Raw genomic sequence first — 24,490 nt, forward strand, 5'->3', positions numbered from 1 at the left:
CTCGTGTGTCGTGCCACCGCCCGAGCGGTGGTGGTGACCCCCGTCCACCACGGCCGCGCGGGCGGCGAGTTGTCAGCCGTGCCGCCGGCGCAGCACGGCGAACGCCGCGTATGTGGCCACGGCCGCGAGGAGCAGCACGATGCCCGTCTCGACGAGCTGGATCGGCCAGAAGTGGGCGGGCGGGTGGTGGACGGCGTACCACTCGCGGATCCCGGTGCCCGGCCGGCAGCCGGGGGGCGACGCCGACTGCGGGGTCACGCACTGCTGGACCCGTTCCCCGGAGGGGAGCACCAGGCCCTGCTCCATCTGCCAGGCACCGCGGCCGAGCTCGCCCCGGGACTGCCGCCACACGATCTCCGCCGTCGGCCACAGGCGGTCCCGCAGGCCGTCGAAGAGCAGCCACACCAGGCCGGTCAGGCCGAGGGCGAGGGTCCCGGCGGGGAGGGCGCGCCGCAGCAGCAGGCCCGTGAGCGCGCCGGCCGCGAGGGCGAGCAGCCCGTACGCCCGAGTCCGGTCGCCTCGATGGCGGTGTCGGTCATGTGTCGTCCCCCTGGGTCTGCGTGAAGTGCTCGTCCAGCACCGCGGTGAAGAGCGCGGCCGCGTCCTCCCGGTCCAGTCCGGCCGCGCGGGCCCGCGCCGCCCAGTCGGCGAGTTCGCCGCGCAGGGGGGTGTCGGCGCCCGCGGCGCCGAGCGTCCTGCGGACGAACGTGCCGAGTCCGCGGCGGGCTTCCACCAGGCCTTCGCGCTCCAGCTCCCGGTAGGCCTTCAGCACCGTGTTCGGGTTGACGGCGGTCGCCTCGACCACTTCGCGGGCCGTGGGCAGCCGGTCGCCGGGCCGGAGCAGGTCCAGCCGCAGGGCCTGCTTCGTCTGCTGGACGATCTGGACGTAGGTGGCGATGCCGCTGCGCCGGTCGATCCGGTACTCGATCACGCTCACCACCCTTTCACTAATCAAGTAGTGAAAGGGTGGTGCAAGAGAGGGGGCGGTGTCAACCGCCCCCTGGTCCCGTCTCTCGGTCCCGCCTCCGTGCGGACGCGCTCGGCCCCGCGCGGCGAGGGAGGCCGCTCAGGTCTCCGTGCGGTACATCAGGTCCACCTCGTGCGTGGTGAACCCGAGCCGCTCGTACACCCGCAGGGCCGCCGGGTTGTCCGCGTCGACGTACAGCATGGCCGTCGGCACGCCCTGCGCCGCGAGATGGCGCAGTCCGATCGCGGTGAGGGCCTTGCCGAGGCCGGTGCCCTGGGCATCGGGTCGGACGCCCAGCACGTACACCTCGCCGAGCTGGTCCTCGGCGTGGAGCTTCGTCCAGTGGAAGCCGACGATCTCGCCCCCGCGCTCGGCGAGGAAGAAGCCCTTGGGGTCGAACCAGACCTCCTCCTTGCGGTCGTCGAGGTCGCGCTGGGTGATCGAGCCCTGCTCGGGGTGGTGGGCGAAGGCGGAGGCGTTTACCGCGAGCCAGGCGGCGTCGTCCTGGCCGGGGACGAAGGTGCGGACCGTCACGCCTTCCGGAAGGGGCGGTTCCGCAATGTCGAGCGGGCTCAACGGGCGCCGCAGCTGACGCAGTTCACGGAACAGGGTCATGCCGAGCACCTGGGCGAGATGGCGGGCCGCGGACTTGCCGCCGTGCGCCCACATCCGCAGCCGCTTGCCGGACGCGCCGAGCAGTGCGTTGCCGAGGGCCCGGCCGTGGCCGCGGCCGCGGTGCGCGGGGTGGACGACCAACTCGGCCGCGGGGGCCTCCACCGGGTCCGTTCCCTCCAGTTGGGCGTACCCGCGGAGGTCCCCGGCGACGGTGAGCACGAAGTGCCGTACCCCCTCGCGCCGACCGTGGCGCAGATACAGCCGGCCCTGTTCGGAGACGGCCTGCACCCCGTCGGCGCGGGCGGCGACGGACAGCAGGCCGAGCACGTCGTCGGCCAGCTCGGGGGAGAGCTCGTCGAGGGTCTTGATCTGCCGGCCGGGCTCGATGGCTGCGGGAGCTGCGTCAGTCATACGACGAGGGTACGGCGCCGGGCCGAACCCGATCGGATACCAGCTCGTAACCCGCTACCCCCTGTTGCGCTACGCGCGTTGACTCTAGGCTGCCCGGCTGAGGACAGTCGTTTCACGCTGAACTGACAAGGGGACAGATGCCAGCGACATCGCACCGGAAGCGCCGCCGCGTACTCGCGGCCGCCGCCGGACTGACCACCGTCGGCGCACTGGTCGCCGCGATGCCCGCCGGGGCTCACGAGCGCGACAAGGGACAGGGCCACGGCCACGGACACGGTTACGGCCGCACCGTCGACGTCCAGCTGCTGTCCTTCAACGACCTGCACGGCAACCTGCAGCCGCCCGCAGGCTCGGCGGGCCGGGTCACCCACACCAACGAGGACGGCACCACCCGCACCATCGACGCGGGCGGTGCCGAGTACCTCGCCACCCATCTGCGCGAGGCCCGCAAGGGCAACAGGTACTCGATCACGGCCGCGGCCGGCGACATGGTCGGCGCCTCGCCGATGCTCTCCGGTCTCTTCCACGACGAGCCGACCATCGAGGCGCTCAACAAGCTGAAGCTCGATGTGACCTCCGTCGGCAACCACGAGTTCGACGAGGGGGCCAAGGAGCTCGCCCGGCTGCAGAACGGCGGCTGCCACCCGGTCGAGGGCTGCTACGAGAAGAAGGCCAACGGCAAGCCGAAGACCTTCCGCGGGGCGCGCTTCCCGTACCTCGCGGCCAACGTCACCAACGAGAAGTCCGGCCGCCCGGTCCTGGACCCGTACTTCGTCTGGGAGAAGAACGGGGTGAAGATCGGTTTCATCGGCGTCACCCTGGAGGGCACCCCGGACATCGTCAGCGCCGAGGGCATCAAGGGCCTGAAGTTCGGCGACGAGATCGAGACGATCAACAAGTACACCAAGGTGCTGGAGCGCAAGGGCGTGAAGTCGATCGTCGCCCTGCTGCACGAGGGCGGCGCCCCGGCCTCCGGCTCGTACAACTACGACTGCGACAGCCCCGGCCCGGGCGACGGCATCTCCGGCCCGATCGTCGACATCGCCAAGAAGGTCAGCCCCCAGGTCGACGCCCTGGTCACCGGCCACACCCACCAGGCGTACGCGTGCACCATCCCGGACCCGTCCGGCAAGCCGCGCACGGTCACCTCGGCGGCCTCGTTCGGCAAGCTCTACACCGACACGACGCTCACGTACGACCGGCGCACCCGCGACATCGTGCGCACGTCCGTGGCGTCCGCCAACCACGTCGTCACCCGTGACGTGCCCAAGGCCGCGGACATGACCCGGCTCATCGACCGCTGGAACACGCTGGCCGCGCCGATCGCCAACAGGCCCGTCGGCTACATCTCCGCGGACATCGAGAACCCCGCAGACTCGCCCGAGCGTCCGGCCGGCAACCTGATCGCGGACGCCCAGCTGGAGGGCATGGCCCCGGCAGACAAGGGCGGCGCGCAGCTCGCGCTGATGAACCCGGGCGGCATCCGTGCCGGCCTGGTCCACAAGGCGTCCGGCGGCGAGGGCGACGGCGTCGTGACCTACGGCGAGGCCTTCACCGTGCAGCCGTTCACCAACATGATGACGGCGGTCGACCTCACCGGTGCCCAGCTGATCACCGTACTGCAGCAGCAGGTCAGCGGCCCCAACCAGACCGCGCCGAAGATCCTGCAGGTGTCGGAGGGCTTCACCTACACCCTGGACATGACGAAGACCGGTGCCGACCGGATCGTGACGGGCTCCGTGAAGCTGAACGGTGAGGCGATCGACCCGGCGAGGACCTACCGCGTCGCGATGAACGAGTTCCTCGCGGGCGGCGGCGACGGCTTCGCCGTGCTGAAGGAGCACAAGAACAAGCTGGTGGGCGCGTCCGACCTGGACCTGCTCAACGCCTACTTCGCCGCGCACTCCAGCCCGAGCGCCCCGCTGGCGCCGCCGGCCACGGGCCGGATCACGGTCGTCAGGTGACCGGCTGACCCGGCGCATGCCGAGGGGCGGCGGACCACCGGTCCGCCGCCCCTCGGTTCTTTCCGCGGTTTCCGCCCGGCTCATTTTCTGTCATGGGCATGTCTGTCATCATCCGGGTGCCGACCGCGACGCCCCCACATCGCGGAGGCCGACGAAGGAGACGGCGAGCATGTCCTTGACCAGACGTGGTTTCCTCACGGGCGCGGCGGTGGCCTCCGCGTCCGTTCTCATCGGCGCGCCGGGCCCGGCGGCGGCCGCGCCGCGCAGGGCGCTCGGCCCGCAGGACTGGCTGGCCGGCTTCGACGACGCCAGGGCGCTGCGGACGCTCACCATTCCCGGCACTCACGACTCCGGCGCCCGCTTCGGCGGCCCCTGGTCGGAGTGCCAGAACACCACCGTCGCCCGGCAGCTGGACTCGGGGATCCGCTTCCTGGACGTACGCTGCCGGGCCATCGACGGCTCGTTCGCCATCCACCACGGGCCCTCGTACCAGAACATGATGTTCGGCGACGTCCTCGTCGCCTGCCGCCACTTCCTGCGCGCGCACCCCTCGGAGACCGTCCTGATGCGGGTGAAGCAGGAGTACTCGGGGGTGAACGACGCCGCCTTCCGCGCCATCTTCGACGACTACCTCGACGCACGGGGCTGGCGCTCGCTGTTCCACATCGGCGACGCCCTCCCACCTCTCGGCCGGGCCCGCGGCAAGGTCGTCCTGATCGCCGACAACGGTGGGCTGCCCGGACTGAAGTGGTGGGACGGCGGGGTCCTCGACACCCAGGACGACTGGAACGCCCCGCCCTGGGACAAGTACCCCGAGGTCGAGGCCCATCTGCGGAAGGCCGTGGAGCAGCCCGGCAAGCTGTTCGTCAACTTCGTCAGCACCTCGGCGTATCTCCCGCCGAGGTGGAACTCCGACGACCTCAACCCCCGCGTCCACCGCTTCCTGGACGGCACGGCGAGCGGCTGGAAGGGGCTCGGAATCGTCGTGCTCGACTTCCCCGACACCCGGTCAGGGCTGGTCGACTCGCTCATCCGGCACAACTGACGGCGCCTCCGGCGGCGGGGTGGGCGCCCCCGGCAGACGGATCACCGCCACGGTGCCGCCGCCCTCCGCCGGACGCAGCTCCACCTCGCCGCCCGCCTGCCGCACGGTCCTGGCCACGATCGACAGCCCGAGGCCGGAGCCGGGCAGCGCGCGGGCGGACGGGGAACGCCAGAACCGTTCGAAGACGTAAGGGAGTTCCTCCGGTGGCACCCCGGGTCCGTGGTCGCGCACCGTCAGCACTCCGCGGTCCAGCCCCACCTCGACCAATCCGTGCGGCGGCGAGAACTTCACCGCGTTGTCGAGCACGTTGACGACGGCCCGTTCCAGTGCCGCGGGCTCGGCCCGTACGTACCAGGGCCGCAGCTCGGCCTCGAACCTCAGCTCGGGACCGCGCAGCCGGGCGCGCTCCAGCGCGGTCCGGGCGGTCTCGTGCAGCGCGACGACCCGGGCCGGGCCGGGCGCCGCGCTGTCCGGCCGGGAGAGCTCCTGCAGATCCCCGATCAGCGCGGCCAGCTCGGACATCTGCGCCTTCACGGAGGCCAGCAGCGCCGCGCGGTCGTCGGGCGGCAGGGCCCGGCCGGTCCGCTCGCTGCGGACCAGCAGGTCGATGTTCGTCCGCAGCGAGGTCAGCGGGGTGCGCAGCTCGTGTCCGGCGTCCGCGACGAGCTGGGCCTGCCGGTCGCGGGAGGAGGCCAGCGCGGCGGTCATCTGGTTGAAGGAGCGCGACAGCCGGGCGATCTCGTCCTCGCCCTCCACCGGGATCCGCACGGTCAGGTCCTCGGTGCGGGCAACGTGCTCGACGGCGTCGGTGAGCCGGTCGACGGGCTTCAGACCGGTGCGGGCGACCCACAGCCCGGCGGCTCCGGCGGCGACGACCCCGGCGCCGGCGAGGAAGGTGAGGAGGAGGGCGAGCCGGTTCAGTGCGGTGTCGATCTCGTGGAGGGGGCGGGAGACCATGACGGTGACCTGTCCCCGGCCGTTCGGGGCGTCGTTGAGCGTGTGCACCCGCACCTCGTCGCCGTCGTCCGTCCTGCTGCCGTGCAGGACGTCCCGCTTGAGACCCCGTGCGACCGCGATGTCCGCGGGCTTCACCTTCACCGGCTCCGAGTACGGCGTGACGCAGCGCGTACCGTCGGGACCGATGACCTGGATGTACGCGAACGCCTTGCGCTCGGTGGTCTGTGCGCGGTCCGGGGCGCGGCACGCCGCCAGGGCGGTCGCGATCGAGTCGGGGGGCGCGCCCGTGTTCCGCAGCGAGGTGTCGAGCTCGTCGCGCAGCTGCGCCCGCGCCAGCAGCCAGCAGGCGACGGCGACCGCCGCCACCGCGGCCGCCACGGCCGTCGCCGTCAGCAGCGCGAGCCGCGACCGCAGCGGGAGGGCACGGAATCTGCGGATCACTCCGGGGACCCCTCCCGCAGGGCGTAGCCCACTCCGCGGACGGTGTGGACCAGGCGCGGCTCACCGGCCGCCTCGGTCTTGCGGCGCAGGTACATGACGTAGACGTCCAGCGAGTTGGAGCTCGGCTCGAAGTCGAAGCCCCAGACGGTCTTCAGGATCTGCTCACGGGTCAGCACCTGCCTCGGGTGGGCCAGGAACAACTCCAGCAGGGTGAACTCGGTGCGGGTCAGCTCGACCCGGCGCGGGCCCCGGGTGACCTCGCGGGTGGCCGGGTCCATCCGGAGATCGGCGAACGACAGCACCTCGCCGGACTCCACGCCGGTCCCGGCGGCCGCGTACGAGCTGCGCCGCAGCAGTGCCCTGATCCGTGCGAGCAGCTCGTCCAGCTCGAACGGCTTCACCAGGTAGTCGTCGGCCCCGGCGTCGAGTCCGGTGACGCGGTCGCCGACCGTGTCCCGGGCGGTCAGCATCAGGATCGGCAGTGTGGAGCCGGCGGAGCGCAGCCTGCGCGCGGCGGTCAGTCCGTCCATGCGGGGCATCTGGATGTCCAGGACGACCAGGTCCGGCCGGTACGACTCCACCTTGGCGAGCGCGTCGGCGCCGTCGACCGCGACCTCGGTGGCGTACCCCTCGAAAGCGAGGCTGCGCTGGAGGGCGTCGCGTACTGCGGGCTCGTCGTCGACGACGAGGATGCGTCCGCCGTCATCCGGTGTGGAGGTCATGGCCCAAGCCTCGCACGCGCTCAGGACCCGCCGCCGGAGCGGAGGCCTTCCAGGTCCGCCTTGACGGTGTCGACGGGGATGGCGAACCCGAGCCCGACGCTGCCCGCGGTCGAACCGGACGCCGAACTCGGCGCGTACATGGCGGAGTTGATTCCGATGATCTCGCCGTTCATGTTGATCAGTGCGCCGCCGGAGTTGCCGGGGTTGAGGGAGGCGTCGGTCTGGATGGCCTTGTAGGTGGTCCTGGAGTCGCCGGTGTCCCCGTTGAACTCCCGGCCGCCGAACTCGAAGGGCCAGTTCCCCCGCGGGTCCTGCCGCCCCCGCCCCTGCCCCTCGTCCTTGGCGACGGTCACGTCCCGGTCGAGGGCCGAGACGATACCGCTGGTCACGGTGCCGGTGAGGCCCTCGGGGGAACCGATCGCGACGACCTCGTCGCCGACCTTCACGGCGCCGGAGTCGCCGAGGGCGGCCGCCTTCAGGCCCTTGGCGCCCCGCAGCGCGACCAGTGCGAGGTCCTTGTCGGGGTCGGTGCCGACGACGTCCGCGGTGTACGCGCTGCCGTCGCTGAGCCGGACCTTGACGGTGTCCGCGCCCGCGATCACGTGGTTGTTGGTCACGATCTCGCCGTCCGCGGAGATGATCACTCCCGAGCCGGTGGACTCGCCGGAGCCCGTCGAGGCGTTGATCTCCACGATGCTGGGGGAGACGGCCTGCGCGACACCGGCGACGGTGCCCTTGCTGCTCTGGGACACCGTCGCTCCGTTGACACCGTCGGACGTGCCGGGCGCGCTCCCCGCCGTGAACCGTTCCACGAGCGTCGCCGCCCCGCCGCCGACGGCCGCGGCCACGATCGCCACGGCCGCGATCAGCGCGACGGGCCGCCTGGCGCGAGCCCGGTGGGCGGGGGCGGGGGCCGCCGGAGCGTGCGGGGGCGGCGGCGGGTACGCCCCCTCGCCGGAGCCCGCGTAACGGTACGGGGGGTACGCGTGGGTGGGGTGGGTGCCGTCGTCGCCGCTGCGGTAGTGGTCCGTCATGGTGACGACTCTCGGGCCGGTACATGAGAGTGCGCTGAGGGCGCCCTGAGAAGCCCGACAGAAGCCTGTATGCCCCATATAAGGGAGGGTCGCGAGGCGGGAGGGTCGCGAGGCGGGGGAGTTGCGAGGTGGGAGGGTCGCGAGGCGGGGGAGTTGCGAGGTGGGAGGGTCGCGAGGCGGGGGAGTCGCGAGGCGGGGGAGTTGCGAGGTGGGAGGGTCGCGAGGCGGGGGAGTTGCGAGGTGGGAGGGGCGCGAGGCGGGGGAGCGGCGTCCGGCCGGGGTCCGCCACGTCGTCGGGACCGGGCGGCGCCGTGCCCCGGCCGGAACGCGCGAGGACCCGCGTGCCCGGACCACCGGGCCGCCCCGGCGCGTCGCCGGGTCCGGAGATCAGCTGCCGCAGCCGCAGGAACGGCGCACGATCAGCGCCGAGGGGAACTGCCTGACCCGCTCCCGCCGCGATCCGACCACCCGCAGCCCGTCGTCCAGTACCAGGTCGACCGCCGCGCGTGCCATCGCCGGCCGGTCGGAGGCGATCGTCGTCAGCGGGGGATCGGTCAGCGCGGCTTCCTTGACGTCGTCGAAGCCCGCCACCGCCAGCTCGCCGGGCACGTCGATCCGCAGCTCACGGGCCGCCCGCAGCACACCGATCGCCTGGTCGTCCGTCGCACAGAAGATCGCCGACGGCCGGTCGGGTCCGGACAGGAGGTCCAGGGCCACGCGATAGGCGTCGTAGCGGTTGTACGGCGCCGAGAACAGCCGGCCCTCCGTGGACCGCCCGGACTCCAGCATCGCCCGCCGCCAGCCCTCGACGTGGTCCGCCACCGGGTCGCCCACCGCCGGGGTCTCCTCGAGCCCGCCGAGGCACGCCACGTAGGGGTGCCCGTGCTCCAGCAGGTGCCGGGTCGCGAGCTGCGCGCCGCCGATGTCGTCCGTGACGACGGCGACGTCGTCGATCGCCTCGGGGCGCTCGTGCAGCAGCACCACCCGGGCGTCCCAGGCCTCGATCTCCGCGGCGGCCCGCTCGCTCGGGCCCTGGCTCACCAGGATCAGCCCGGCGACCCGCATACCGAGGAAGGCCCGCAGATAGTGGACCTCGCGCTCGTCGCGGTAGTCCGAGTTGCCGACCAGGACCATCTTTCCGCGGTCGGCCGCGGCCCGCTCCACCGCGTGCGCCATCTCCGCGAAGAACGGCTGGCGGGCGTCCGGCACGATCATGCCTATGAGGTCGGTGCGCCGCGAGGCCATCGCCTGGGCGACCCGGTCGGGCCGGTAGCCCAGCTCCTTGATCGCGGCGAGTACGCGCTCGCGCGTGGCCGGGGCGACCGGCCGGGGTCCGTTGTTGATGACGTAGCTGACGACAGCGGTCGAAGTACCCGCCAGTCGCGCCACGTCGTCCCGCGTCACCTTGGCCACGCGCGCAGTCTACGCGTGGTGACCTACCTCTGGGCAGGGCGTACGGCGGCCTCGGCGCTCTCGGCCGGGTCCGCCGCGGGGGCGGCGGACCCGGCGGACGCCTTCTTCGCCTTGGCCGCGGCCGTCTCGTCCGTCGCGCGCTCGGCCTTCTCCGGCGTGACGAAGCGGTAGCCCACGTTGCGCACGGTGCCGATCAGGGACTCGTGCTCGGGGCCGAGTTTGGCGCGCAGCCGCCGTACGTGGACGTCTACCGTGCGCGTGCCGCCGAAGTAGTCGTAGCCCCAGACCTCCTGGAGCAGCTGGGCCCGGGTGAAGACCCGGCCGGGGTGCTGGGCCAGGTACTTCAGCAGTTCGAACTCCTTGAAGGTCAGGTCCAGGACCCGGCCCTTCAGCTTCGCGCTGTACGTCGCCTCGTCCACCGACAGGTCGCCGTTGCGGATCTCCATGGGCGAATCGTCGGCGGTGAGCTGCTGGCGGCCCATCGCCAGCCGGAGTCGCGCCTCCACCTCGGCGGGGCCGGCCGTGTCCAGCAGCACGTCGTCGATGCCCCAGTCGGCGGTGACGGCCGCCAGACCGCCCTCCGTGACGACGAGCACGAGCGGGCAGCCGGGCCCGGTGGAGCGGAGCAGCTGGCAGAGACTGCGCACCTGGGGGAGGTCGCGCCGGCCGTCGACCAGGATCACGTCGGCGCCCGGGGTGTCGACGAGGGCCGGGCCCTCCGCCGGAGCCACGCGTACGTTGTGCAGCAGCAGGCCGAGGGCGGGAAGCACCTCAGTGGACGGCTGGAGGGCGTTGGTCAGGAGCAGCAGAGAACTCATCGCGCCCCACCTGCCCCGGCCGTCTCCCCTGCCCGGGTCGTCGTTTCTCGGTCGTGCACGTTTCGCTCGCCCATAACGTCGGTTCCTCCTCGTCCCTGCGAGAGGGGGTCCTTCCACGCCCGAAGGCCGCGGGGGAGTATGCGGCAACTGCTTCTTGCCCGGCCGCGGCACCCGCGCCCCGGGTTCCGCGATCGTTTCGTTCACCTGTCTGTAACAACGGCCTGGAAACACAAAAGGACCCGGGGGCTGCGTCGCCCGGATCCTCTGCCAAGCAGAATAGCCCACATGACATCCGTGTCGGAGGGCCGATTTCACAGTGTGGATGTTTCCTCGATCACCCCGGGTCCCCTGCGCGCAACGCTGAGGACCTCCGACGGAGTCCTCGTGGAGGCCCTCCACGAGCCCTGCACGGACCGGTCCCGCAGGAGGTCCGGGAGCGGTCCCACGGCCGCGGACGCCGGCACGGCGATCGTCGTGGCGCACGGTTTCACCGGTTCGGTGGACCGCCCGGCGGTGCGCCGGGCGGCTCGTGTCCTCGCTCGCCGGGCGGCGGTCGTCACCTTCTCCTTCCGCGGGCACGGCCGGTCCGGTGGGCACTCGACCGTCGGTGACCGCGAGGTGCTGGACCTGGCGGCGGCGGTCGCCTGGGCGCGGTCCCTGGGGCACCGGCGCGTCGTCACGGTCGGCTTCTCGATGGGCGGCTCGGTGGTGCTGCGGCACGCGGCGCTGTACGGGGCGGCCTTCGCCGGTCGGGCGGGGGAGCGCGCCGCTGCGGACCCCGGCGACGGGTTCGACACGCGTGGGAGGCGGGCGCGGCCGCACGGGGACGCCGCTGAGCCGTGGCTCGCGCCCGACGCCCCCGCCGGCCGTACCGACGCCGTCGCGGCCGTGAGCGCGCCGGCCCGCTGGTACTACCGGGGGACCGCGCCGATGCGCCGGCTCCACTGGGTGGTCACCCGGCCGGTGGGCCGGTTCGTCGGGCGCCACGGTCTGCGCACCCGGATCCATCCCGAGGACTGGGACCCGGTGCCGCTCTCCCCGGTGGAGGCCGTGCCGCTGATCGCGCCGACCCCGCTGCTGATCGTCCACGGCGACCGCGACCCGTACTTCCCGCTGGACCACCCCCGGACGCTGGCCGCGGCCGGACCGTCCGAGCTGTGGCTGGAACCGGGCATGGGGCACGCGGAGAACGCGGTCGGCGAAGCGCTCCTGGGGCGCCTCGGGGACTGGCTCGTCCGCGCATAGCCCATGATGGACAGTCGACGAGGGAGAGAGGAGTACCGCGATGGCAGCGGGGACCATCCGCTACTGGGCCGCGGCCAAGGCCGCCGCCGGTGTGGCCGAGGAGCCGTACGCCGCGGAGAACCTGGCCGAGGCGCTGGACGCCGCCCGCGAGAGGCACCCGGGCGAGCTCGTCCGCGTCCTCCAGCGGTGTTCCTTCCTCGTCGACGGCGCGCCCGTCGGGACCCGCGGGCATGAGACCGTACGGCTGGCCGAGGGCGGCACGGTCGAGGTGCTCCCGCCGTTCGCAGGAGGGTGAACCGCACAGCATGAGCAGCGATCAGCAGTATCCGTACGGCGCGCACGACTCCCACGGGCAGAACCCTCCGGACCCCCACGTCACCCAGACGTGGGAAGGGCAGACCTGGGACACCCAGTACCAGCCGGTGGCCGAACCCGGGCAGCAGGCCCCGTACCCGCAGGGCGCCCCGTACCCGCGCAGCGCCCAGTACCCGCACAGCGCCCAGTACCCGCAGTCCGCCGCGGAGACCGCGTACCTGCCGCCGGTCGGCGCTGCGCCGGGGGCGTACCCGCTGCCGCCGGAGATGCCGGCCGCGCCCGCCGCCGGCCCCGCCGTGGCCCCGGTCCCGGGCGTACCCGTGGCCCACGGGCCGCAGGGGGCCCCGTACGGACCGGCCGCCGAACGGCCGGCCGCTCCCGTTCCCCCCGGCGGCGCCGAGGCCGCTTACGGCACGCCCACCACCCTGGGCAACGCCCGCGTCACCGACGCCCAGCGCGCCCGCGCCGAGGGCCGGTCGCCGATCATCCCGCCCGGGATGCGGCCCGCCGGTCTCACGGCCCTTACCGGCCTGCTGCTCGCGGCGACCGCCGGCGTCTCGCCGTACCTGCTGCTGGTTCCGCTTGTCGCGCTGCAGGGCCTCACCGCGGCGGGCTGGTTCCGGCTGAACGGCATGTGGCCCGCCCGCCAGGGCATCGCGCTCGCCTTCGCCGGCGGTCTCGTCGCCGACGCCGTGCTGCTGGCCGCGGGCCGGGAGCACGCCCCGGCCGCGCTCGTCGGCACCCTCGGCGTCTGGGTGCTGCTCACGCTCGTGCTACAGCTGCGCAGCCACGCGGCCCCGGACGAGCGGATGTACGGGCTCATGGCGACGATCGCCTCCGCGGCGCTGACGATCGTGGCGGCCGGGTTCCTGGCCGCCGCCCCGGCCGCGGTCGCGGCCGGCGGCGCGGCGGTCGCCGTCGCGGCCCTGGCCCGGGCGCTCCCGCTTCCCGGAGCCGCCTCGGCGGCCGTGGCCCTGCTGGCCGCCGCGGGCGCGGGGATCGCGGCCGGCGCGGTCACCGGGGCGGGCGCGGAGGCCGCGCTCCCGGCCCTCGGCGCGGGGCTCTGCGCGCTCGTCGGCCTGCGGGTGGCGAGCTACGACTACCCGTCCCGCTTCGTGCACATGACGGCCGGTGTCGCGCTGCCGCTCACCGCCGCGGCGCCGATCGTCCACCTGCTGGGCCGCGCGCTCGGGTGAGGCCTGGTCCGGTCCGAGCGGGAACCATTGGCGTGCCCCGGGACGTCGATCATTCAGTCCGCCTTCGTTCGGGGCGGTCGCGACAAGGGTGGGGGAACCAGGCGTGCGCGCACTGCGAATACTGCTGATCACCGCGGTGATCCTCGGCGGGCTCTTCGTCGCCGCCGACCGGCTGCTGCTCAACTACGCCGAGTCGGAGGCCGCCGAGAAGGTCAAGGCGCGCCAGGGCCTGTCCGGGAAGACGGAGGTGTCGATCGCCGGCTTCCCGTTCCTGACCCAGGTCGCCGGGAAGGAGCTCGAGCGCGTGGACGTCACCGTCCGGGGCATCGAGGCCAGCGCCGACGGGCACCGGGTGGTCATCACCGAGATGTCGGCCGCTCTGCACGACGTGCGGCTCGGCGCGGACTTCTCCAGCGCGACGGCGACGACGGCGACCGGCACGGCCCGTATCTCGTACGCCGATCTCGCCGCGGCGGCGGACGAGGACGTCACGCTGGCCTACGGCGGGAACGGCAAGGTGAAGGTCACCGGATCGGTCGGCGTCCTCGGCCGCACGATCTCCCGCAGCGTGGTCTCCACCGTCAGCCTCGTCGACGCCGACACGATCCGGGTGCGGGCCGACAGGGTGCCCGGGGAGGGCATACCGGGGCTCGAGGACCTGATCCGGGGGAAGACCGACTTCGACCGGAGGATCAGCGGGCTGCCGCAGGGGATGAAGCTGGAGAAGGTGCAGGCGGAGGAGAACGGCCTCGTCATCACCGTCTCGGGCATGAACGTTCCGCTGGCCGGCTGAGCAGCTGCCCACCTGCCCACCAACCGCCCAGCCGCCGGGCCCGGCCTGTCGGCCTCCCGGCCTCTCGGTGCACCGAGCCGAGGCCCCGCCGCCCCGCCCCGCCGCCCCGGGCGCTGGGTACCGGCCCGGCCTTCACTCGGCCTCTCGGCCTCTCGGCCTCTCGGCCGCCCGGCGCATCGAGCCGAGGTCCCGCCCCGCCGCCCCGCCGCCGGCGCTCGCGGGCAGGTCGCAGGGGCGGTGGTCCCGCCTACCGGGTCCGTGGCGGCGGAGCCGTCCGCGCCGGTCCCTGCCCGCGCCGTGGTGCATCCGCGCAGCGCCCCCTGGTCGTGAACCGGTGGCCTGCCGGGCCGCCGCGCCCCGATGCGGGGCATGGCCGGATACTGAGACGGTCGTGTCCGGTCCGCAGAAGCCGTCCCGGCGGCGGCCCGGGACGGCGACTCGAGGGGCCTCGGCGGAGGCCGGTCATTCCACCTTTCGGACGATCGCGTCTCAGAATGCGACACGCCGGTGACATAGCCGCCGACTCGTCCCTACGATCGGACCCATGAAGCGACAGGCGGATCTCACGAAGCGGCGGGCAGTCGACCTGTGCCGTGTCGCCGCCATGCTCTGTCGCGCCATCTGAGCGGAAGCGTTCGACTTCCGTATTCCCCGGGCCCGCTGACCTGCCAACGGATCAGGGCCAACCCTTGTGCCTGACGCCCTTGCGGCGCACCCGCACATCCCCGCGCGACACCCCAGCGCACCACTCGCCGCACACTGCCCCGGAGGAGAAACAGCATGAGCCGCAGCGACGTCCTGGTAGACGCCGACTGGGTCGAGGCCCGCCTGGACGACCCGAAGGTCGTCGTCGTCGAGGTCGACGAGGACACCTCGGCCTACGACAAGAACCACATCAAGAACGCCGTCCGGATCGACTGGCAGAAGGACCTCCAGGACCCGGTCCGCCGTGACTTCGTGGACCAGGCCGGCTTCGAGAAGCTTCTGTCCGAGAAGGGGATCGCGAACGACGACACGGTCGTCCTCTACGGCGGCAACAACAACTGGTTCGCGTCCTACGCGTACTGGTACTTCAAGCTTTACGGCCACCAGGACGTGAAGCTCCTCGACGGCGGCCGCAAGAAGTGGGAGCTCGACTCCCGCGACCTCGTCGACGGCTCCGAGGTTCCGCAGCGCCCGGCCACCGAGTACCGGGCCAAGGCCCAGGACACGGCCATCCGCGCCTTCCGCGACGACGTCGTCGCCGCCATCGGCAGCCAGAACCTGGTCGACGTCCGTTCGCCCGACGAGTTCAGCGGCAAGCTGCTCGCCCCGGCCCACCTGCCGCAGGAGCAGTCGCAGCGCCCCGGCCATGTGCCGAGCGCCCGCAACATCCCGTGGTCGAAGAACGCCAACGACGACGGCACCTTCAAGTCGGACGACGAGCTCAAGGCCCTCTACGCCGCGGAGCAGGTCGACCTGGCGAGGGACACTATCGCCTACTGCCGCATCGGTGAGCGCTCCGCGCTGACCTGGTTCGTCCTGCACGAGCTGCTCGGTGTGGAGAACGTCAAGAACTACGACGGCTCGTGGACCGAGTACGGCTCCCTCGTCGGCGTGCCGATCGAGCTCGGCGCGAACAAGTAAGCACCCCGGACCTCCGGACCCCTCGACCGTAAGGACAGAAAAGCATGTGTGGAGCGAAGGCCGGCGGCCCCGACGCCTCGACGATCAAGCCCGGTGAGACCACCATCCAGGGTCAGGTGACCCGCGACGGCGAGCCGGTCACCGGCTACGTGCGTCTGCTGGACTCGACCGGCGAGTTCACTGCCGAGGTCCCGACCTCGGCGACCGGACAGTTCCGCTTCTACGCGGCCGAGGGGACGTGGACCGTACGCGCCCTCGTCCCGGGCGCCACGGCGGACCGTACGGTCGTCGCGCAGACCGGTGGCCTCTCCGAGGTGGCCATCGCCGTCTGACGGCAGTCGACCGAACCGGCCGAAGGGCCGCACCCCAGGGGGTTGGACGCTTTCCTGGACGTGGTGCGGTCCTTCGTGCCGTCGTGGGCGGTGCGACCTACGCTGGAGGCATGTACGCGCGGCGCCGTCACGCCTACTTCCTGCTCATGGGCGGATGCCTCGTCCTCTTCGTGTCCGCCTGGGCCTTCGTACGCCTCTGGTCGGTGCCGGTCGCCGTCGGCATGTGCGTCGTCGCCATGGTGATCCCTCCGCTCGCGGCGGTGGTGGCGAACCGGCGCGGCCCCGAGGACCGCTGGTGGGACGACCCGTCCGGAGACCCGCAGTCCGACGAGTGGTGGGACGAACTGGACGGGAAGAGGAAGCCGGGCTCGGGCCCGCGCCCGTGACGCGCGGGAACGAGCCCGCCTGCTGCCCGATCCGCTCGTGCCCGCTGCCCGATCCCGGGAGCCGGGCACCCGTTCAGTAGACGAGCGCCTGCGTGCCGTCGGCCATCGCCTCGCTGACGAAGACCTGCGCGCCCGCGATCCGGACTCCCTCGATCACGTCCTCCTCGGTGATCTCGCGCCGCGCTGCGCACTGCGTGCAGAGGGTGATCCGCCCCGCCGCCAGGATCGAGTCGATCAGGTCAGGCAGCGGTGCCGCGTGCGGCAGCTCGAACTCCCCGGCCCGGCCCGGCAGGGCGAACCACGACGACTCTCCCGTCAGCCAGAGCGAGACCTCCACCCCGCTGGCCACGGCGACGGCGGCGACCGTGAAGGCCTGCGAGCAGCGTTCGGGGGCGTCGGCCCCGGCGGTCACCTTGATCACGAGCTTCTTCGCCATATGCCGAACTGTAATCGGCTCGGCCGCGACCCATGATCGGGGGCGCGGGACAGTCGTGTGAGCGCGGACAAACGGAATACGCGCCTGCAGACCGTCGTCCTGCAGAACCACCTGCTGGGCTGACCTCGCGGAGAGGGCCGCGCCCCCGCCCACTAAGCTGGGGTGCGGCCCGATCTGCCTTCGCGCTCACCCGAGGAGCACCCGTGATTGTTTTCTTCGAACTTCTGCTGGTCCTGGTGTGTGTCGGCGTGCTCGCCTTCACCGGCCTGGCCGTGAAGAAGCTGTACCAGGGCCAGCGCTAGTCCCGTATCCCACTGACCGACAGAGCCAGCCATGATCGAGATCCCTTCCGACCTCAACCCCGACCTCGTGCCGCTCGCGTTTCTCCTCGGCACCTGGGAGGGCGCGGGTGTGTCCGACTTCCCCGGCTCGGAGAAGTGCAACTTCGGCCAGTCCGTGACCTTCAGCCACGACGGCCGGGACTTCGTCGAGTACGTCTCCCACAGCTGGGTGCTGGACTCCAAAGGCAGGAAGGTCCGCCCCCTGGAGAGCGAGTCCGGCTACTGGCGGATCGACAAGGACCGGAAGGTCGAGGTCGTCATGGTCCGCGACCAGGGCGTCGTGGAGATCTGGTACGGCGATCTCGCGGACAAGAAGCCGCAGATCGACCTGGCCACCGACGCCGTCGCGCGCACCGCGGCCTCCCCGCAGTACTCCGGAGGCAAGCGGCTCTACGGCTACGTCAAGGGCGACCTGATGTGGGTCGGCGAGAAGTCCACCCCCGAGGTGCCGCTGCGGCCGTACATGTCGGCGCACCTGAAGAAGGTGGTCACGCCCGAGCAGGTCGAGGCATGGGCCAAGGACCTCGGTGACCTGCCGGACGACGGCATCGCCTTCTTCAAGTGACGTCCCGCCCCCCCTTCGGCGACTCCCGCGAGGGCCGAGCGCCCCGCGTGAGCGGCGGCACGGGTGGCCCTCCGCGCACGCGCCGCGGCTCCGGCGGAAGACACGGGGCGGACGGATGGCCGTCCCTCCGCGCCCCCGCCGGGGAGTGGGACATGCACGGGTGGCCCTCCGCGCACGCGCCGCGGCTCCGGCGGAAGACACGGGGCGGACGGATGGCCGTCCCTCCGCGCCCCGCCGGGGAGTGGGACAGTCCCTACACTGGACCCGTGGTGAGCACCGACTGGAAGAGCGATCTGCGGCGGCGAGGCTACCGGCTGACCCCTCAGCGCCAGCTCGTCCTCGAAGCCGTCGACGCGCTGGAGCACGCGACGCCCGACGACATCCTCGTCGAGGTGCGCAAGACCGCGTCCGGGGTGAACATCTCGACGGTCTACCGGACCCTGGAGCTTCTGGAGGAGCTTGGTCTGGTCTCGCACGCCCATCTCGGGCACGGCGCCCCCACCTACCATCTCGCCGACCGGCACCACCACCTCCACCTGGTCTGCCGCGACTGCGGGGACGTGATCGAGGCGGACGTCGACGTGGCCGCCGGGTTCACCGCCGAGCTGCGCGAGAAGTTCGGATTCAGCACCGACATGAAGCACTTCGCGATCTTCGGCCAGTGCGGGAAGTGCGCGGGAAAGGCCGCCGGCGAGCAGTCGTAGGCTTGGGACCATGCAGCGACGTTCAACGATCAGCCCTCTGCTGTCCCTGCCCGGCGCCGTTCCCGCCGAGGGACCCGACGAGGGTGTCGCCGCCCACTACGGCGATCTGTTCCGTGAGCAGCGTGCCCTCGCCGACGGCACCGGTCTCGTCGACCTCTCGCACCGCGGCGTGATCACCGTCTCCGGCAAGGACCGGCTCGGCTGGCTGCATCTGCTGCTCACCCAGCACGTCAGCGAGCTCCCCGCCGGGGAGGCCACCGAGGCCCTGATCCTCTCCGCGCACGGCCACATCGAGCACGCGCTTTACCTCGTGGACGACGGCGAGACGGTGTGGGCGCACGTCGAACCGGGGACCCAGGAGGCGCTCCTCGCGTACCTGGAGTCGATGAAGTTCTTCTACCAGGTGGACGTCGCGGACCGTACGGACGAGTTCGCGGTCGTGCATCTGCCCGCCGGCTCGATCGCGGAGGTCCCGGAGGGCGTGGTCGTACGGGAGACCCCGCAGGGCCGCGACCTGTTCCTGCCGCGTGCCGAACTGGAGTCGTACGCGGCGGCCAACGGCCCGGCGATCGGCGTCCTGGCGTACGAGGCCCTGCGCGTGGAGGCGCACCGGCCGCGGCTGGGCTTCGAGACCGACCACCGCACCATCCCGCACGAGGTCGGGCTGATCGGACCCGCCGTGCATCTGCAGAAGGGCTGCTACCGGGGGCAGGAGACCGTGGCGCGCGTCCACAACCTGGGGAAGCCGCCGCGCCGGCTGGTGTTCCTGCACCTCGACGGCAGCGAGGTGCATCTGCCGGGGCACGGCACGCCGGTGCGGCTGGCCGCGGACGGTGAGGAGGGCCGGCAGCTCGGCTTCATCACGACCTCGGCCCGTCACCACGAGTTGGGGCCGATCGCCCTCGCCCTGGTGAAGCGGAACGTACCGGTGGACGCGGAGCTGCTGGCCGGGAGCACGGCCGCGGCCCAGGAGGTCGTGGTCGAGCCGTAGGGCCCGCCCGGGGCGCCCCGGCTCTGCGGGCTGCGGCGCCTCCGTGCACCCCCGGCTCTGCGGGCTGCGGCGCCCCCGTGCACCCCCGGCTCTGCGGGCTGCGGCGCCCCCGTGCACCCCCGGCTCTGCGGGCTGCGGCGCCCCCGTGCACCCCCTCACTACACCTCCAGCAGCACCGTGAACGGGCCGTCGTTCGTGAGCGAGACCCTCATCTTCGCCCCGAACCGGCCCGTCTCCACCCGCGCGCCCAGCTCCCGCAGCCGCGCCACCACCTCGTCCACGAGCGGCTCGGCGATCTCGCCGGGCGCCGCGGCGTTCCAGGTGGGGCGGCGGCCCTTCCGGGCGTCCCCGTAGAGGGTGAACTGGGAGATCACCAGCAAGGGGGCGTTCACGTCCGAGCAGGACTTCTCCCCTTCGAGGATCCGCACCGACCAGAGCTTCCGGGCGAGCTGCGCCGCCTTACCGGGCGTGTCCTCGTGGGTCACCCCCACCAGGACGCACAGTCCCTCGCCGACGATCTCCCCCACGGTCTCACCGGCCACGACGACGCTCGCGCCGTCGACCCTCTGCACCACTGCACGCATACAGACCAACCTATCGGGGGCTGAACGGGTGCAGACCGCCTGCATGGGCACCGTTCGTGATGGCACGATGCACGGAGTCGGTGCATCCCCTCGGCCCTCCGGGCCCGGGGAGACCTCATGCACCGGTCGAGGGGACTGATTCACGCATGAGCACACCTGGCGCCGGGCATTCGCCCGGTCCCGTACAGACGACCCGCGGTGCCTGCTCGGGGGCCGGCACCGCCCGCCCGCCCGCGCAGCGCACCGCCGACAGCTGTCCCGACTCCGGTGCGCGCGATCTCGCCGCCCTGCGGCTGCCGGAGCTGCGGGCCCTTCGCAAGGAGTCCCAGCGGGACGAGGCCGATCTGAGCTATGTGCGGCGGCTGCTGCAGGGCCGGATCGACATCCTGCGCGCGGAGCTGTCCCGGCGTTCGGCACCGCCGTCGCCGCTGCTCCCCGCCGCGACCGCCGGCACGGACGGGACCGGCCCGGACGCCGCCGTGGTCGACCGGCTCTCGCGGATCCTCGCCGACCCGCCGTCGCGGCGCGGCAGTTCGGCCCGGCACGTCACCCTGTCCGTGCCGCGCGGCGAGGAGTACCGGCTGCTGGCCGCGGAGATGCTCTCCGAGGTCGAGCTGTCCGACCTGGACGCGCGTACGGACGACGAACTGCGCGCGGCGATGGGGCGGCTCGCGGACTACGAGCAGGAAGTCTCCGGGCAGCGGCAGCAGTTGCAGCGCACCGCGGACGACTGCAGCGCGGAGATCGCCCGCAGGTACCGTGAGGGCGAGGCGCAGGTGGACGACCTGCTCATCTGAACGCCGCTCACGCGAAACGCCGTTCGAGCACGTGCCGTCGGTGCTTGAGCCGTCCGGGTCCCGTCGTCCCGGGAGACTGCCGCCCCTCAGGGCCGGGCTGGTCCTCTGCGACGGTGCTTGGCCACCGACGCAGGAAGCCCGCCGCTTCAGCGGTGGGCGGAGTCACGACAGTCGCCCCGTCTCCGTCCCCGTCTCCGTCCCGTCCGCCACGCGCCGCTCCACCCGGGGGCGGTGCGGGCCGGCGTTCCGACCGTGGCGGGAGGCCGGGCCGCCGGCCCGGGCGGACCCTGGTCGATCCGTCGGCAGGAGGGGGCCGGGGCCTGCGGACGGCGCCCGTAATCCCTGTGACGAGCGGGGCGGGGCGGCATAGCGTGGGTGTCATGAGCCCCGAAGTGCGCCCCGTCACCGAGCCCGAGATCGCCGACTGGCTGCGCGCCTGCAGGACCGGGTTCCTGCAGCCCCCGGTGGTGAGCGAGGAACTGGCCGCCGACCGGTTGCCGCACTTGGATCTGCCTCGGGTGCAGGGTGCCTTCGAGGCGGGCCGCTGTGTCGCGACGTACCGTTCCTACACTCAGCAGCTCACGGTCCCGGGCGGCGCCGCGGTACCGGCGAACGCCGTCTCGAACGTCACCGTCTCGCCGACGCACCGCCGGCGCGGCCTGCTCAACAGGATGATCACGGCGGATCTCGCGGCCGCGAAGGAACGTGGCGAGATCGTGTCGACGCTGATCGCGGCCGAGTTCCCGATCTACGGTCGGTACGGCTTCGGTCCCGCGGCCTGTTTCACGGAGTGGAGCGTCGACGTGGCGCGCACCGGGCTCGACCCGCGCTGGTCGGGCCCCGAGGACGGCGGCCGGATCGATCTGGCCGACGGCGAGGAGGTCCGCAAGTTCGGCCCCGAGCTGTACGACCGCTTCCGTGCCGGCCGGGCCGGGGCGACGGACCGCGACGAGCGCTGGTGGCAGGTGAACACGGGCGCGGCCCAGGCGGGGCCCGAGCCCTGGAAGGAGCCGTTCTACGCGGTGTACCGCTCGGCGGCCGGTGAGGTGGAGGGTCTGGTGGTCTACCGGGCCGAGGCCTCCGGCTGGTCCGACGCCGGGCAGCCGGACACGACGCTGGCGGTCGAGAAGCTGATCGCGGTGTCGCCCGCGGCCGAGCGGGCCCTATGGCAGTTCGTGTGCTCGGTGGACTGGGTCACCACGGTGAGGACGGGGCGGCGGGCCCCCGACGACCTGCTTCCCCTGCTGCTGCCCGATCCGCGCGCCGCCCGGACCGTCACCTGCGCGGACTTCCTGTGGGTGCGGCTGCTGGACATCGCACGGGCGCTGGAGGCGCGTACGTACGACACCCCCGGCACCCTGGTGCTGCACGTGCACGACCCGCTGGGCCTGGAGGGCGGCCGGTTCCGGTTGGAGGTGGCGCCCGGAGGCGCGGCGCGGTGTTGCCCGACCGAGCTGCCGGCCGATCTCTCCATGGACCTGGGGGCGTTGGGGTCGCTGTATCTGGGCGACGAGTCGCTGCTTCGGCTGATGGAGCTGGGGCGGGTGGCGGAGGAGCGCGCCGGCGTGGCGGCCCTGGCGGACGCGGTGTTCCGGGCACGGCGGCGGGCATGGTGCCCGGACATGTTCTGAGCACCGGACCGGAGCCGGACGAGCCTGACCGGGCGTGGGTGGGCGTGGGTGGGGGCGTGGCGTGTGCCGGGGGCGGGGCGGCAGGGGAGGCCGGCCGAACCCGGCGGGCGGCGGGGCCGCCCGCCGGGTTCACACCGAGGCGGAGTGCAGCAGCAGTGCCAGCACGACGCTGCCCACGCCGGTGAACGCGGCGTTCCTGGCGCGCAGACCGAAGCTGAGCATTCCCAGGCCGATCGCGCCCATGAGGCCGAACCGCCACTGGACGAACTCCTCGAGGGCGAAGGCGATGAGTGGCATGTCAGGTCCCTCCTTGGGGTCGGGGAGGAGCGCAGTCGTCGAAGATCGGCCAACTCGGGTCGATGTGGCCTCACTTCGCCCATGTCTTGTTAAGTTGGCGCCAACTCAATTGAAGTTGTCCCCGCTTGGCAATGTCGACTAACCCGCGTTCGGTAACTCCCCATAACTCCGGAAGAGTTGTAGCGTCGTGTTGTGAACCACGAGAACGGCACGGTGGACGGAAGAAAGCCGACACATCACGACATCGCCGATGTACTGCGCGGCCGGATCGACAGCGGTGCGCTCCGGCCCGGCGATCACATGCCCACGCAGTCCCAGCTCGTCCAGGAGTTCGGGGTGGAGCGCGGCACCGTACGGCAGGCCCTCAGACTCCTCCAGGACGACGGCCTCCTCACTCATGTCACCCGGGGTGCCCCGGCGCGGATCGCCGAGCGCCCGGGCGACTCGGGCGACGGCGAGGACGTCCGGCCCCAGCCCACGATGGTCGCCCTGGCGCCGCAGCTGGCGAAGGCGTTCTCGGTGCCGGAGGTGCGCATAGACGCCCTGTGCCTCACGGCCGAGACGCTCATGCTGGCCCTGGCGGAACCGCTGCGGCTGATCCACGAGGGCCGGATCCGGCCCGAGTCGGTCGAGGTGCGGCTGCTGCTGCCCGACCGCAACATCGACCTCGCCTTCCCAACGTCCGTCGCCGACACGGACGAGGCCGACCTGATCCACCAGCGCTGGCTCGCGCAGCGCAACGCCCAGGGCATGGTGCTGCGCCACAACCTCCAGGCGCTGCGCGTCTCCCACGGCATCGACGTCACGGTCGCCTTCCGCGCGCTGCCGTTCACCCCGCCGGTGAAGCTCTACGTGCTCAACGGCACCGAGGCCCTCTTCGCGTACTACACCGTGACCAGGCGGGAGGAGGAGATCGACGCGACCACCGTGGAGATGTTCGACACCCTCGGCACGCAGTCGCTCCTCTTCCCGTTCGACGCCGGCAACGGGCCCCGGGACGCCGCTTTCGTGGAACAGTCGAGCAAGTGGTTCGACGCACTGTGGAGCACCATCGCCATGAACCTGACACTCTCTTGACTACTGATGCGGCACTCGACGAACAGGCGGCGCGCGTGGCGGAGACCATCGAGGATCTGATCAACGGGGCCGACCACGTCCTCTTCGACTTCGACGGCCCCATCTGCCGCCTCTTCGCCCGCCACCGCGCCGCAGGGGTCGCGGAGAGCCTGGTCGGCTGGCTGGACCGGCACGGCGGCGAGGTGCGGCTCACGGACGAGCAGCGGGCCGCCAAGGACCCGCACGACGTACTTCGGGCGGTGGGCCGGCTGCACCCGGGCAGCGACGTGGTCGAGGGGCTGGAGCGGGAGCTCACCCGCCAGGAGCTGCTCGCCACCCGCAGCGCCTGGCCGACCGCCTACGCGGATCCCCTGATCCGAACGTGGAGCGCGGTCGCGGCCGGACTGGCCGTCGCCACGAACAACTCGCCCCGTGCGGCAGAGGAGTACCTCATCGGGCGTGGTCTGCGCGAGTGCTTCGCCCCCCACATCCACGGCCGTGCCCCGGACCTCGACCTCCTCAAGCCCGACCCGGACTGTGTGCTGCGAGCGCTGGACTCCCTGGGTGCGACCCCGGCGGGCGCCCTGATGATCGGTGACACCCCCTCGGACCTGCGAGCGGCCCGCGCCGCGGGCGTCAGCTTCCTCGGCTACGCCCAGGGCGCCGGCCGTGCGGAACGACTCCGCGCGGCCGGCGCCGCGGTGATCGTGGAATCACTGGACCCGGTGCTCGCGATCGTCCGGCGCCGCCGCCCTTAGGTGTATTCGGTCATGACCTAAGCGCCGTCACCCGCACGGGGCATTCGAGG

Annotated in this window: 28 protein-coding genes; 17 read left to right on the forward strand and 11 right to left on the reverse strand. The window is 72.5% G+C overall.

The window, feature by feature from the left end:
• Positions 1-72: 72 nt before the first annotated feature.
• The 3 genes from FEF34_RS20455 to mshD form a co-directional block, all read right to left on the reverse strand.
• Positions 73-405: a hypothetical protein gene (locus tag FEF34_RS20455; protein ID WP_138054455.1), complete on the reverse strand. Its 333-nt coding sequence runs from the start codon at positions 403-405 to the stop codon at positions 73-75.
• Between the two features lie 130 nt (positions 406-535).
• Positions 536-931 (reverse strand): GntR family transcriptional regulator, encoded by a 396-nt coding sequence (locus FEF34_RS20460; RefSeq protein ID WP_138057612.1) that lies wholly within the window; start codon positions 929-931, stop codon positions 536-538.
• Positions 932-1,066: 135 nt separating this feature from the next.
• On the reverse strand, positions 1,067-1,993 hold the full coding sequence (gene mshD / locus FEF34_RS20465) for a mycothiol synthase (protein WP_138054456.1): 927 nt from the start codon (positions 1,991-1,993) through the stop codon (positions 1,067-1,069).
• Positions 1,994-2,130: 137 nt separating this feature from the next.
• Here mshD and FEF34_RS20470 point away from each other — a divergent pair, with 137 nt between their 5' ends.
• Positions 2,131-3,957, forward strand: a complete 1,827-nt coding sequence (locus FEF34_RS20470; protein ID WP_138054457.1) for a bifunctional metallophosphatase/5'-nucleotidase — start codon at positions 2,131-2,133, stop codon at positions 3,955-3,957.
• A 169-nt stretch (positions 3,958-4,126) separates the two neighbouring features.
• The gene (locus tag FEF34_RS20475) at positions 4,127-5,002 is read left to right on the forward strand and encodes a phosphatidylinositol-specific phospholipase C (protein WP_138054458.1); all 876 of its coding nucleotides are present in this window, start codon (positions 4,127-4,129) and stop codon (positions 5,000-5,002) included.
• Here FEF34_RS20475 and FEF34_RS20480 read toward each other — a convergent pair.
• From FEF34_RS20480 to FEF34_RS20500, 5 genes are all read right to left on the reverse strand, one after another.
• Positions 4,967-6,400, reverse strand: a complete 1,434-nt coding sequence (locus FEF34_RS20480; RefSeq protein ID WP_138054459.1) for a sensor histidine kinase — start codon at positions 6,398-6,400, stop codon at positions 4,967-4,969. The genes FEF34_RS20475 and FEF34_RS20480 overlap by 36 nt on opposite strands.
• Positions 6,397-7,122: a response regulator transcription factor gene (locus FEF34_RS20485; RefSeq protein ID WP_138054460.1), complete on the reverse strand. Its 726-nt coding sequence runs from the start codon at positions 7,120-7,122 to the stop codon at positions 6,397-6,399. Before FEF34_RS20485 ends, FEF34_RS20480 begins: the two co-directional genes overlap by 4 nt.
• Positions 7,123-7,142: 20 nt before the next feature.
• Positions 7,143-8,156 carry a S1C family serine protease gene (locus tag FEF34_RS20490; RefSeq protein WP_138054461.1) on the reverse strand — a complete coding sequence of 338 codons (1,014 nt, stop codon included), beginning with the start codon at positions 8,154-8,156 and terminating at the stop codon, positions 7,143-7,145.
• A 387-nt stretch (positions 8,157-8,543) separates the two neighbouring features.
• The gene (locus FEF34_RS20495; protein WP_138054462.1) at positions 8,544-9,569 is read right to left on the reverse strand and encodes a LacI family DNA-binding transcriptional regulator; all 1,026 of its coding nucleotides are present in this window, start codon (positions 9,567-9,569) and stop codon (positions 8,544-8,546) included.
• A gap of 23 nt (positions 9,570-9,592) precedes the next feature.
• Positions 9,593-10,387: a response regulator transcription factor gene (locus tag FEF34_RS20500; RefSeq protein ID WP_138054463.1), complete on the reverse strand. Its 795-nt coding sequence runs from the start codon at positions 10,385-10,387 to the stop codon at positions 9,593-9,595.
• Positions 10,388-10,672: 285 nt separating this feature from the next.
• On the opposite strand from FEF34_RS20500, the gene FEF34_RS20505 reads away from it, so the two are divergent.
• From FEF34_RS20505 to FEF34_RS20535, 8 genes are all read left to right on the forward strand, one after another.
• Positions 10,673-11,632: an alpha/beta hydrolase gene (locus FEF34_RS20505; protein WP_138054464.1), complete on the forward strand. Its 960-nt coding sequence runs from the start codon at positions 10,673-10,675 to the stop codon at positions 11,630-11,632.
• 40 nt (positions 11,633-11,672) lie between these two features.
• Positions 11,673-11,927: a MoaD/ThiS family protein gene (locus FEF34_RS20510; protein WP_138054465.1), complete on the forward strand. Its 255-nt coding sequence runs from the start codon at positions 11,673-11,675 to the stop codon at positions 11,925-11,927.
• 10 nt (positions 11,928-11,937) lie between these two features.
• Complete coding sequence (locus FEF34_RS20515) at positions 11,938-13,143, forward strand: hypothetical protein (RefSeq protein ID WP_138054466.1); 1,206 nt, start codon at positions 11,938-11,940, stop codon at positions 13,141-13,143.
• A gap of 103 nt (positions 13,144-13,246) precedes the next feature.
• Positions 13,247-13,936, forward strand: coding sequence for an LmeA family phospholipid-binding protein (locus FEF34_RS20520; protein WP_138054467.1), 690 nt, complete (start codon positions 13,247-13,249; stop codon positions 13,934-13,936).
• Positions 13,937-14,480: 544 nt separating this feature from the next.
• Positions 14,481-14,561, forward strand: coding sequence for a putative leader peptide (locus FEF34_RS44275; RefSeq protein ID WP_352103060.1), 81 nt, complete (start codon positions 14,481-14,483; stop codon positions 14,559-14,561).
• A gap of 155 nt (positions 14,562-14,716) precedes the next feature.
• Positions 14,717-15,562: a sulfurtransferase gene (locus tag FEF34_RS20525; protein WP_138054468.1), complete on the forward strand. Its 846-nt coding sequence runs from the start codon at positions 14,717-14,719 to the stop codon at positions 15,560-15,562.
• Between the two features lie 44 nt (positions 15,563-15,606).
• Positions 15,607-15,894, forward strand: coding sequence for a DUF1416 domain-containing protein (locus FEF34_RS20530; RefSeq protein WP_017945923.1), 288 nt, complete (start codon positions 15,607-15,609; stop codon positions 15,892-15,894).
• A 110-nt stretch (positions 15,895-16,004) separates the two neighbouring features.
• Positions 16,005-16,280 carry a DUF3099 domain-containing protein gene (locus FEF34_RS20535; protein WP_093661261.1) on the forward strand — a complete coding sequence of 92 codons (276 nt, stop codon included), beginning with the start codon at positions 16,005-16,007 and terminating at the stop codon, positions 16,278-16,280.
• Positions 16,281-16,353: 73 nt separating this feature from the next.
• On the opposite strand, the gene FEF34_RS20540 is transcribed toward FEF34_RS20535, so the two are convergent.
• Entirely contained in the window at positions 16,354-16,716 is a 363-nt protein-coding gene (locus FEF34_RS20540) for a DsrE family protein (RefSeq protein ID WP_138054469.1), read from the reverse strand.
• 333 nt (positions 16,717-17,049) lie between these two features.
• Here FEF34_RS20540 and FEF34_RS20550 point away from each other — a divergent pair, with 333 nt between their 5' ends.
• The 3 genes from FEF34_RS20550 (at position 17,050) to ygfZ (ending at position 19,317) form a co-directional block, all read left to right on the forward strand.
• Positions 17,050-17,622, forward strand: coding sequence for an FABP family protein (locus FEF34_RS20550; protein WP_138054470.1), 573 nt, complete (start codon positions 17,050-17,052; stop codon positions 17,620-17,622).
• 266 nt (positions 17,623-17,888) lie between these two features.
• Positions 17,889-18,326, forward strand: coding sequence for a Fur family transcriptional regulator (locus FEF34_RS20555; RefSeq protein ID WP_171053028.1), 438 nt, complete (start codon positions 17,889-17,891; stop codon positions 18,324-18,326).
• 10 nt (positions 18,327-18,336) lie between these two features.
• A complete protein-coding gene (gene ygfZ, locus FEF34_RS20560; protein ID WP_138054471.1) occupies positions 18,337-19,317 on the forward strand; it encodes a CAF17-like 4Fe-4S cluster assembly/insertion protein YgfZ in 981 nt (326 codons plus the stop codon).
• A gap of 158 nt (positions 19,318-19,475) precedes the next feature.
• Here ygfZ and dtd read toward each other — a convergent pair whose 3' ends face one another.
• Positions 19,476-19,901: a D-aminoacyl-tRNA deacylase gene (dtd, locus tag FEF34_RS20565; RefSeq protein ID WP_138054472.1), complete on the reverse strand. Its 426-nt coding sequence runs from the start codon at positions 19,899-19,901 to the stop codon at positions 19,476-19,478.
• Positions 19,902-20,047: 146 nt separating this feature from the next.
• Between dtd and FEF34_RS20570 the strand changes: the two genes are divergently transcribed.
• Both FEF34_RS20570 and FEF34_RS20575 read left to right on the forward strand, forming a co-directional pair.
• Positions 20,048-20,698: an RsiG family protein gene (locus tag FEF34_RS20570; RefSeq protein ID WP_138054473.1), complete on the forward strand. Its 651-nt coding sequence runs from the start codon at positions 20,048-20,050 to the stop codon at positions 20,696-20,698.
• 380 nt (positions 20,699-21,078) lie between these two features.
• The gene (locus FEF34_RS20575; protein ID WP_138054474.1) at positions 21,079-22,329 is read left to right on the forward strand and encodes a GNAT family N-acetyltransferase; all 1,251 of its coding nucleotides are present in this window, start codon (positions 21,079-21,081) and stop codon (positions 22,327-22,329) included.
• 129 nt (positions 22,330-22,458) lie between these two features.
• Here the strand turns inward: FEF34_RS20575 and FEF34_RS41365 are convergent, their stop codons facing one another.
• Positions 22,459-22,626, reverse strand: coding sequence for a hypothetical protein (locus FEF34_RS41365; protein ID WP_171053029.1), 168 nt, complete (start codon positions 22,624-22,626; stop codon positions 22,459-22,461).
• Positions 22,627-22,818: 192 nt separating this feature from the next.
• On the opposite strand from FEF34_RS41365, the gene FEF34_RS43010 reads away from it, so the two are divergent.
• Together FEF34_RS43010 and FEF34_RS43015 are read left to right on the forward strand one after the other, a co-directional pair.
• The gene (locus FEF34_RS43010; protein WP_234042474.1) at positions 22,819-23,703 is read left to right on the forward strand and encodes a winged helix-turn-helix domain-containing protein; all 885 of its coding nucleotides are present in this window, start codon (positions 22,819-22,821) and stop codon (positions 23,701-23,703) included.
• Complete coding sequence (locus FEF34_RS43015) at positions 23,700-24,440, forward strand: HAD family hydrolase (RefSeq protein WP_234042475.1); 741 nt, start codon at positions 23,700-23,702, stop codon at positions 24,438-24,440. Before FEF34_RS43010 ends, FEF34_RS43015 begins: the two co-directional genes overlap by 4 nt.
• Positions 24,441-24,490 lie beyond the last annotated feature (50 nt).

This window comes from Streptomyces marianii (genome assembly GCF_005795905.1).
GTDB classification, from domain to species: Bacteria; Actinomycetota; Actinomycetes; order Streptomycetales; family Streptomycetaceae; genus Streptomyces; species Streptomyces marianii.